Here is an 8,486-nt window from a genome sequence, read left to right as displayed (position 1 = left end):
GATGCCAGAACGCGCTCTCCGTCTCCAGCGAAGCCGCGTCGATGATCACCGCGCCAAGTTTCACGTTCATCTCCTCAGACCGCCGGGATGATTCCGCCATCGACCCGGAATTCCGCCCCGGTCAACCATTTCGCCCGGCTGGAGGCGAGAAACGCGATCATCTCCGCCACGTCCGACGGATCGCCCGGCCGCCCCATCGGCACGTCCAGGTGGTCGACGATCCGCTGCTGAATCTCGTCCACCCCAACGCCTTCCTGCGCTGCCATCTTCGAGAGATGCGTGACCGCGCCCTCCGTCGTCACGAAGCCCGGCAGCACGCACACGACCCGAACGCCGTGCGTGCCGACCTCAGTCGCCAGCGAACGGCTGTACACGTTGAGCGCTGCTTTCGCCGCCGCGTACGAAGCTTCGCCGCGCTGCGGCAGGTGACTCGCGATCGACGAAACGTGCACGACCACACCGGAGCCGCGCTCGACCATCCCCGGCACCAGTGCGCGGTCGAGGCGAACCGCGCTCAGGAGGTTCATCTCCAGATCGGTGAGCCAGGATTCGTCGGCCCGCTTGAGCGTCGGTGTCGGACCGGTCGCCGCGCCCGCGTTGTTGACCAGGACGTCGATCCCGCCGACGAGGTCGATCACCCGGCGGCCGAGGTCCGCCGCGCCGGCTTCGGTCGAGAGGTCCGCGGGGAGGAAGGTCGCGGGCAGATCGTCCGGCGGTGCGGTGCGCGAAGCCGTCACCACGGTCGCGCCAGCGGCGGCGAAGCGGCGGACCGTTGCGGCTCCCAGGCCGCGGCTGCCCCCGGTGACCAGCACACGGAGGCCAGCGAGGCCCTCGTCCGGAACTGTCATGACGGTGCTCCCTGCAGTAAAGTGAGTCTGACTCCGGAAACTGTACGCCTAAGCTGAACCGGACTCACCTTATGGAGGTAGCAAGTGCCACGTCCGTTGCGCGCCGACGCGCGGCGCAACCGGGATGCGCTCCTGGCCGCAGCGCGGGAAGCGTTCCTCGCCGGGGAGGCCGACGCGTATGTCGACGAAATCGCCAAGCGGGCCGGGGTGGCGGTCGGCACGCTCTACCGGCATTTCGAGACGCGCGAAGCCCTGGTGGAGGAGGTCTACCGGCAGGAAGTCGACCAGTTGTGCGCCGCCCCCGCGCAGCTCCTTGCGGGGCACGCGCCTGATGAAGCATTGCGGCGTTTTCTGTTGCTGCTGGTGGAACATTCGGCCGTGGGCAAGGGCATGGCGATCGCGCTGGAGAGCATCATGGCGACGGATTCGCCGGTCTTCGACGACGCCCGCGCCCAGATGGCCGGTGCCCTCGACCAGCTGCTCGAAGCCGGTGCCGCAGCCGGGAAGCTCCGAGCTGACGTCGGCGGGCGGACCGTGCTGCGCGCCCTCGGCGGGATCTGCGGGATGCGGCTCGCGGAGGGCTGGGAGGAGGAGGCGGTCCGGATCACCGAGATCCTGCTGGACGGACTGCGCTTCGGGGCCGGGCAGCAGGCCGGTCCGTGAAGGACTCCTTGAGGGAATCAGATTCCCGGAAGGAGTCCTTCACAGACGGGTGCTACTTGCCGAGGGCGTCCACTCCGGCCTGGGCGAAGCTCTCGTCCTGGGTGCCGGACGGGGCGCCGGCCACGCCGACCGCCGCGATCGGGGTGTTGTTCGCGTCCACCGGGACCGCGCCGGCGAGGAACAGCGTGCCCTTGATGTCCTTCAGGGTCGGCGTCTGCTGGAGCCGGCCGGTCAGCTCGGAGGTCTTGGCGTTCCACGAAACCGCGGTGAACGCCTTCTCCTCGGCCGACGAGTACGACTGCGGGCCGGCACCGTCGCCGCGCAGGGTCAGGATGGTGTTGCCGTCGCGGTCGACCACCGCGACCGACACGTGCTGGCCTGCCTTCTCGGCTGCGCTCAACGCGGCCTGCGCGGCCTTCTGCGCGGCGGCGATCGACAGGTGCGTGGTCTGGACCAAGCCCTTCGGCGCGGCCTGAGCCGGAGCCGCGGCGGGGGCGGCGGCCGGAGTAGCGGCGTTGGCGACCAGCGCGCCGGTGGTGGCGGCGCCGATCACGACGAGACCGCCGACGACGGTGGCGATGCGGGTCTTGGCGGTGAGGTTCTTCATCGGGGGGCTCCTTGGCTTGTCCGGCTTGATGCGTTCATCGTGCGTCCGGGAGCCCCTTCACCGGATCGGAGTCTCGGCTCGCTTCGCGGCGAGGAACGGCCGACACTCATGTCATCCGATCGGCTGATGTCGACCGGATGCGCACCGGTCAGGCTCCACAGCGGAACGGCAAACGGAGGGCGGCGATGACCGATCGGGACGCGCGGTGGCTGGCCGCGACCATGCACACGGCGTTCTTCCTGCTGCTGGTCGCGTCGATCGTGCGCTTTCTCGACCACCACCACGGCGAACCGGCCGCGCCCTGGGTGATCGCCCTGACCGGCTGCCTCGCCGCGGTCTACGCGGTCGGCCTGCTGCTGCGGATCACCGGGCCGGAGCAGGTGACCGTGCCGTATCTGGCCTGGCTGACCGTCGTGACCGTGCTGTGGGTGGTGCTGGTGCTGCTCGCGCCGAGTTTCGCCTGGTGCGCGGTCCCGCTGTTCGTCACCGGCCTTCGCACGCTGCCGACCGGACCCGCGCTGGTGCTCGTGACGCTCGTGACCGCACTGGTGGTGCTCTCGCAGAACCGGCTCTCGACCGGCTTCGACCCGAACCTGACGATCGTGCCGGTGGCCGTCGCCGCCGTGACCGCCGCGGTGATCACGTACCTGCGGCGGCAGGCGGTGCGGCTGCGGGAAACGGAGCGGCGCGCGGGAATGCTGGACGAACGGCAACGGCTTTCGCGGGAGATCCACGACGCGTTGGCGCAGGGTTTGTCCAGTCAGGCGATGTTGTTGCAAGCGGCGGACCGAGCGTGGGCCGACCCGGACCTGGCGCGCGAGCATTTGCATGCGGCACAACAGGTCGGGGTCCGGAATCTGGCTGAGGCCCGGGGTCTGGTGCAGGATCTGTCCCCGGCTGATCTGGACGGGCATTCGGTTGAGGAGGCGCTGCGCAACGTCGCTGAACGCGAACCGCGGCCGGTGCGAGTTCGGGTCGACGGGCCGGTGCGGCAGTTGCCTGGGCGGGTGCAGTCCACTTTGGTGCGGATCGCGCAGGGGGCGTTGGCCAACGCGCGGGAACACGCGGGTGCGTCGGGAGTGGCGCTGACCCTGACCTACCTCGACGATGAGGTCGTGCTGGACATTACTGATGACGGCCGGGGGTTTGATCCGGCCGCTGTCCCTAGCGCCGAGGGGCGTGGTCACGGACTGCCCGCGATGCGTGCGCGGGCGCTGCAGCTTGGCGGGCGGTTGACGGTGGAATCGGCGCCTGGGCAGGGGACGGTTATTTCGGTGGCGATTCCGTTGGGGGCTGGTCATGGCTGAGGAGCGGGTTATCCGGGTGGTGCTTTGTGATGACCATGCGATGGTTCGTGCCGGGTTGCGGGCGTTGCTGGCTGGGGCTGGTGGGATCGAGGTGGTGGGGGAGGCGGCTACCGGGCGGGAGGCGGTCGATCTGGCTGCCGCGTTGGCGCCGGATGTGGTGTTGATGGATTTGCAGCTGGGGGACGGGGAGGACGGGGTCGCTGCTATTCGGCGGGTTCTGGGGCTTTCTTCGCCGCCTCGGGTTTTGGTGTTGACTACTTATGACACTGATGCGGATATCACGCGGTCTATTGAGGCTGGGGCTACGGGGTATTTGCTGAAGGCGGAGTCTGCTGATGAATTGTATGCGGCTATTCGGGCTGCGGCGGAGGGGAGGGCGGCGTTGTCGGCTCCGGTGGCGGATCGGATGATGGCGCAGTTGCGGGCTCCTCGGCCTTCGCTGACTGCTCGGGAGAGGGATATTCTGGGGCAGCTTGCGCAGGGGGTGGGGAATCGGGAGATTGCGCGGCGGTTGTTTATTAGCGAGGCTACGGTTAAGACGCATTTGGGGCGGATTTATGAGAAGTTGGGGGTGGATACCCGGGCTGGGGCTGTTGCGGTGGCTAAGGAGCAGCGGTTGTTGTCTTGAGGGGGCGGGCTCGTCGCCTGGCGGCGACATTGCGCCGGGGTGTTGGCGTGGGGCACCCCGAAGCCCGATTGTGCTGACGGTCGGTGGGTGCTTGTCAAGGCGGGAAAGATGCCTTGACAAGCACCCACCGACCGCAGGGAGGCTTCGTATCGGGGTGCAAGGGTGGGGCTGGGTGCCTCGCTGGGTGGGTGCGTCGGTGGCGGGGTGGGGGCTGAGTGCCTCGCTGGGCTGGGTGCTTTGGTCGCGGTTCGCGGTGGGGTGGGGCTTGCGTCCCAATGTGGCATTGGGTGCGTCTGACGCAACGAACGCCACATTGGGTGCGTGGGATGCACCGAACGCCACATTGGGGCGCAACAGCGGCGGCGGGGGCGGTCCGTGAAGGACTCCTTGAGGGAATCCAGGTCTGTGAAGGGGCCCCTCACGGACTTCGCTGGTGGCAGAGCGGGTCGTGAGGGGAACCCTGCGGGAATCTGGGGCTGTGAGGGTTCCCCTCACGGTCGGCGGGGCGTGGGTGTGACTTGGGGTGACGTGTGTGGTGCGCGCTGCTAGCGTTGTTGGGGCGTAGCGGAATTAGGGGTGGGGCTTGATCGACGCGGTTGAGGTGTTTTCCACTGAGGCGGCGAAAGTGCTGGCCACTGCCCTGGTCGGGCGGGTCGACAAAGGGCTGGGGCGGCTGGCGGGTGTTGCCAGGGCCAAGTTCGGGGCGAAGTTCGGCTCCGGCGGGGTCACCGTGGCTGATCTCCGCGAGCAGGTGCTGACCGCCTGTCAGGGTGATCCGGTGTTTCGCGCTGAGCTGACGGAAGCGGTCGCGCTGCTGAACGCGACTGGGCAACGGCCGCTGGCGGCTGAGGGCGTCGAGCCGTTTTTCAATCATGCCGAACATCTGCGGGAGCCGCGCGAGTCGGGGTTTCGCCTCATTTACGGGCCGGCGGGGTCGGGGAAGACCGAACTCGCCCGGCAGATCGCCGGGCTGATGCGTGGTCGGTTCCCGAGCGGCTGGATCGAGATCGATGTCGCGGAGCTGCGCACGGGCGCGGTGGTGGATCTGGCGCTCGTCAAGCGGCAGGCGTTGCTGAAGCTGGGCATTCCGGCCGATCAGATCCCCTACGACGACGCTACCCTGGACCAGCAGTTCGACTCGGTGCTGGCGACCCGGTTGTTCACCGTCATTCTCGACAACGTCGTTTCGGCGCGCGAGGTCGAACTCTTCCGCCTGTCCCGGATGAACCTCGTGCTGGCGACCGCTTCCGTCCGCACGCGGGACCTCGACGCGCTCGATCCGGCACCGATCCTGTTGGGCGGCCTCGAACTCGAGGGTGCGCGCGAGATGCTGGCCTACTATTGCGGCGCGGTCCGGCTCGACGCGGAACCCGAAGCGACCGACGCGTTGCTGGAGATGTCGGGGCGGATGCCCTCCGCGATTCGTGAAGTGGGCTTGAGTCTCGCGCGGCACAGCGGGGAACCGCGTCCGGTCCGCGGAATGGTCGCGTACTACGAGGCGAACGGCATCGTGGACGCCGAGGGGGTCATCAAAGACGCGCTTGAGCAGACGTTTTCTTCACTAGAACCGGAAACTCGCGAAGCGGTCGCGCTGCTGGCTGGGTTCCCCGGCCACTGGTTCAACCGGGAAACCGCGATCGCCTACCTGGGAATGCCGAACGGCAGGCAGGTCTTCAAGGTCGTCGAAGACTCGATGATGACCGAAAAGGTGGGCGGGTGGTATCGGCTTACCGCGTTGGTGGCGCAGTATGCGGCGAAGCTTCCCGCGGATCGGGAAGCGGCGTTTTCCCGGCTGTTGAGCCATGTCCGGGACCGGGCGGTCGCGGCTGATCTCGCGGGCGACCCCACCCGGTTGCGGGAGTACGTGGTGCCGTCCATCGAACCGTGGGCGCTTGCCGAGGATCGGTTCGAGTGGTTGCACCAGCATTGGGGGCTCATTACCGAGGTGGTGCGGGCGGCGGCTCGGCGGGGGAGGCACATGGAGGTGTGCCAGCTCGCTGGTGCGCTGGAAGTGCTGATCACGAAGCGCTGGTTGTGGCGCGAGTACGCCGAAATCAGCGATCTCGCGGTGCACGCGGCCGCGGCGCTGGCGGACGGTGAGCCGCAGGCGTTGCACGCGCGGACGTTGCTGATGCGGGCCAAAGTCTGGTTCCTGGCTCGCTCGTTCGAGCAGGCGGACGCGGATCTCCGGCAGGCGTGGGAGCTGGCCCAGGCGGTCGACATCCGGCCGGCGCGGCGGGATCGGCTGCGGTCGTCGGCGGCGGAGTTTCGGGCGCGGTTCTTCGAGGAACGGGCGGACACGGACGCGGCGGAGCGGGCCGGGTTGCTGGTCCAGGCGGAGGATTGGCTGCGGAAGTCCATCGCGCTTGACGAGCAGCTCGGCCACGGTTACGCGCTCGGCATTCACTATCGGATGCTTGCGTCGGTGCTGATCAAGGCCGGTCGTCCGGCGGAGGCGATGTCGGAGATCGAGAAGGGCCGGCGGCACGCTGCCGGGAGCAACCTGAACAGGTTGGACATGGTGGCTGCGCGGGTCTTCCTCGCGCTGGGCGATCCGGGGCGGGCCCGGGAATGCTGGAGCAGGGCCCGGGCCGAGCTGAAAGATGCTGGTGCGGATCAGTACCAGTGGGAGATCCGCGAAATCGAGGCGCGGATCTTCGTCGCGGAAGGTCAGCTGGAATCCGCGCGTACCGCGTGGGGGCGGCTGATCTGGGACGCGTGGCGGCTCGGGCATCCCCGGACGAATGAATACATCAGCGAGCTTGAATCGCTACAGCTGACTCGCTGTCGCCCGAAGTCCAGTTCGGACCGTCCTAAGTAGAGCATTGAGACCGCCGCCAAGGGATCGACCTGGCGGGAAGCCGGGGTCAGTTCGTAGTGTCGTCCGCTTCGGTCTGCCGCGAGGCAGCGGTCCTCGAGGCGGAGGGCGGCGAATTGCGCGTCTGGCCACTGTTTGAGGACAACGGGAGCCCAGTCGGCGAAGTCTAGCTCGGCGTCGTCGGTGAACACGATGGCCGCTGCCGACAGTTCTCGCAGGGAGGCTCGGGTGTGGTGTGCGAGCACGTGGAGATGGTGCAGTCGCTGGGGCACCTCGGTTGCTGGCAGCCGTACGAGTACGTCGGTGTTGCCGTGTTCGCGGATACCGGCGAGGAACGCGACTGGTTCGGTGCGGGCAGCGGGATTGACTGGATAGCTGGTGAATTCCGCTGGGGTGCTTGGTTCCGGCAGGTTCATCAACCGGTAGCAGGCGGCGCGCAGCAGTTCGGCGGACTGTCCGGGGACCGCGACTGCTTGCTTGGCAACGGGTTCGTAGCTTCCTGGCACGTGCCGGTCGATCGCGTCGTCGATCTGCGCGGCCAGGGGGCGGTCGGCGGCCAGTGGGGTGGCCCGGGCGGCCAGCATCGCGGCTGGTGAACCGGGGACCGTTGCGGGAGAAGGACTTCCGGCCATCAGCAGCGGCAGGTCCAAAGCCGCGGCGTAGAGCGAGACCGAACTTTCGTCTCCGATCACGCAGGAGGACGCGGTGATCGCGGTCTGCCAGCCGGTTTCGGACGGGATCACCAGCAGTCCAGCCTTTTTTGCTTCGGCGAGCCAGGCGTCGAGCTGCCAGGAGCTGTGCGCGGCGGCGATCCCCGGATGCAGGATCGTGCACACCGCGGTGGTGTCGACTGGGAGTTCCGCGACGAGCCGGAGCGGGAGATCGGGATGCTGTCCGAGCACCGACGACGGGCCCCAGGTGGACGCGATCGTCACGAGGCGTTTGCCCCGGCCGGCCAGCGCGGTGCGGTACTCGGCGGCCCGGTGCGCGCCGGCGACGAGCCGGTCCAGGCATGGGTCGCCGACCACCTCCGCCCGCTCGGCCGCCTCCGGGCTCGCCGCGTGCAGCTGGTCGCGCTGTTCGGCGTGCGCGACCGCGATCAGCGCTGGGACGACCCGGCCTTCGTGCACCAGTCGCTGCGGGTTGAGCCCGGCGACGACCGAGCTGCCGGGGTAGTACTTTTGGTGCCCGATCCCGTGCGGCAGCAGGACCACCGGGGCGCGGAGCAGGTGGAGATCGTCGTTCTCGCTGGCTGCGATCGCGAGGTCGAACTCGGTCGTGATCGCCTGCCGCCAGGGGATCACTGCGGCACCGAGGCGTTCGAGCAGTCCGGGAACGCCCGCCCCGAGAATGGCCGGGCGCTCCCGGTCGAAGGTGAAGACGGTCTGGACGCGGTGGTCGCCGCCGAAGAGCGTCAGCACGTCCAGCAACCGGTTGAGCGTCGTCATGGTCCGCACTACGACCAGGACCCGGCGCTCGAAACCAATGGTCAGCCAGCGGTCAAATCCGGGATCCACGGGTACTCTCCGTGACGAAAGTCCGGGGGGGGGGAAGGTATTTGCCATCAGACTGGGCACATCACCTGGCGAAACACTGGTGAAGCCTACCTGCCGCA

Annotated in this window: 6 protein-coding genes; 3 read left to right on the top strand and 3 right to left on the bottom strand. The window is 68.3% G+C overall.

Annotation, left to right across the window (positions count from 1 at the left end):
* Positions 1–74 precede the first annotated feature (74 nt).
* Positions 75–848: an oxidoreductase gene (locus ACFSVL_RS22130; RefSeq protein ID WP_378307037.1), complete on the bottom strand. Its 774-nt coding sequence runs from the start codon at positions 846–848 to the stop codon at positions 75–77.
* An 84-nt stretch (positions 849–932) separates the two neighbouring features.
* Between ACFSVL_RS22130 and ACFSVL_RS22125 the strand changes: the two genes are divergently transcribed.
* Positions 933–1,511 (top strand): TetR/AcrR family transcriptional regulator, encoded by a 579-nt coding sequence (locus tag ACFSVL_RS22125; RefSeq protein ID WP_378307035.1) that lies wholly within the window; start codon positions 933–935, stop codon positions 1,509–1,511.
* A 52-nt stretch (positions 1,512–1,563) separates the two neighbouring features.
* On the opposite strand, the gene ACFSVL_RS22120 is transcribed toward ACFSVL_RS22125, so the two are convergent.
* A complete protein-coding gene (locus ACFSVL_RS22120; protein ID WP_378307034.1) occupies positions 1,564–2,118 on the bottom strand; it encodes a GlcG/HbpS family heme-binding protein in 555 nt (184 codons plus the stop codon).
* Positions 2,119–2,303: 185 nt separating this feature from the next.
* Here ACFSVL_RS22120 and ACFSVL_RS22115 point away from each other — a divergent pair, with 185 nt between their 5' ends.
* Complete coding sequence (locus ACFSVL_RS22115) at positions 2,304–3,425, top strand: sensor histidine kinase (protein WP_378307032.1); 1,122 nt, start codon at positions 2,304–2,306, stop codon at positions 3,423–3,425.
* The gene (locus ACFSVL_RS22110) at positions 3,418–4,053 is read left to right on the top strand and encodes a response regulator (protein ID WP_378307030.1); all 636 of its coding nucleotides are present in this window, start codon (positions 3,418–3,420) and stop codon (positions 4,051–4,053) included. The genes ACFSVL_RS22115 and ACFSVL_RS22110 overlap by 8 nt, the downstream gene beginning before the upstream one ends.
* Positions 4,054–6,723: 2,670 nt before the next feature.
* Here the strand turns inward: ACFSVL_RS22110 and ACFSVL_RS22105 are convergent.
* Positions 6,724–8,388 carry a hypothetical protein gene (locus ACFSVL_RS22105; RefSeq protein WP_378307028.1) on the bottom strand — a complete coding sequence of 555 codons (1,665 nt, stop codon included), beginning with the start codon at positions 8,386–8,388 and terminating at the stop codon, positions 6,724–6,726.
* Positions 8,389–8,486: the final 98 nt, after the last annotated feature.

The sequence above is a fragment of the Amycolatopsis silviterrae genome, assembly GCF_042684085.1.
Classification (GTDB): Bacteria; Actinomycetota; Actinomycetes; order Mycobacteriales; family Pseudonocardiaceae; genus Amycolatopsis; species Amycolatopsis silviterrae.
Note: the sequence above shows the minus strand (reverse complement) of the source record. Positions and strands in the feature narration are given on the sequence as shown.

What these genes read in the sequence shown, in the direction of transcription:
- ACFSVL_RS22130 (WP_378307037.1), bottom strand. Translation starts at nt 848, where the DNA reads ATGACAGTTCCGGACGAGGGCCTCGCTGGCCTCCGTGTGCTGGTCACC.
- ACFSVL_RS22110 (WP_378307030.1), top strand. Translation starts at nt 3,418, where the DNA reads ATGGCTGAGGAGCGGGTTATCCGGGTGGTGCTTTGTGATGACCATGCG.
- ACFSVL_RS22120 (WP_378307034.1), bottom strand. Translation starts at nt 2,118, where the DNA reads ATGAAGAACCTCACCGCCAAGACCCGCATCGCCACCGTCGTCGGCGGT.
- ACFSVL_RS22115 (WP_378307032.1), top strand. Translation starts at nt 2,304, where the DNA reads ATGACCGATCGGGACGCGCGGTGGCTGGCCGCGACCATGCACACGGCG.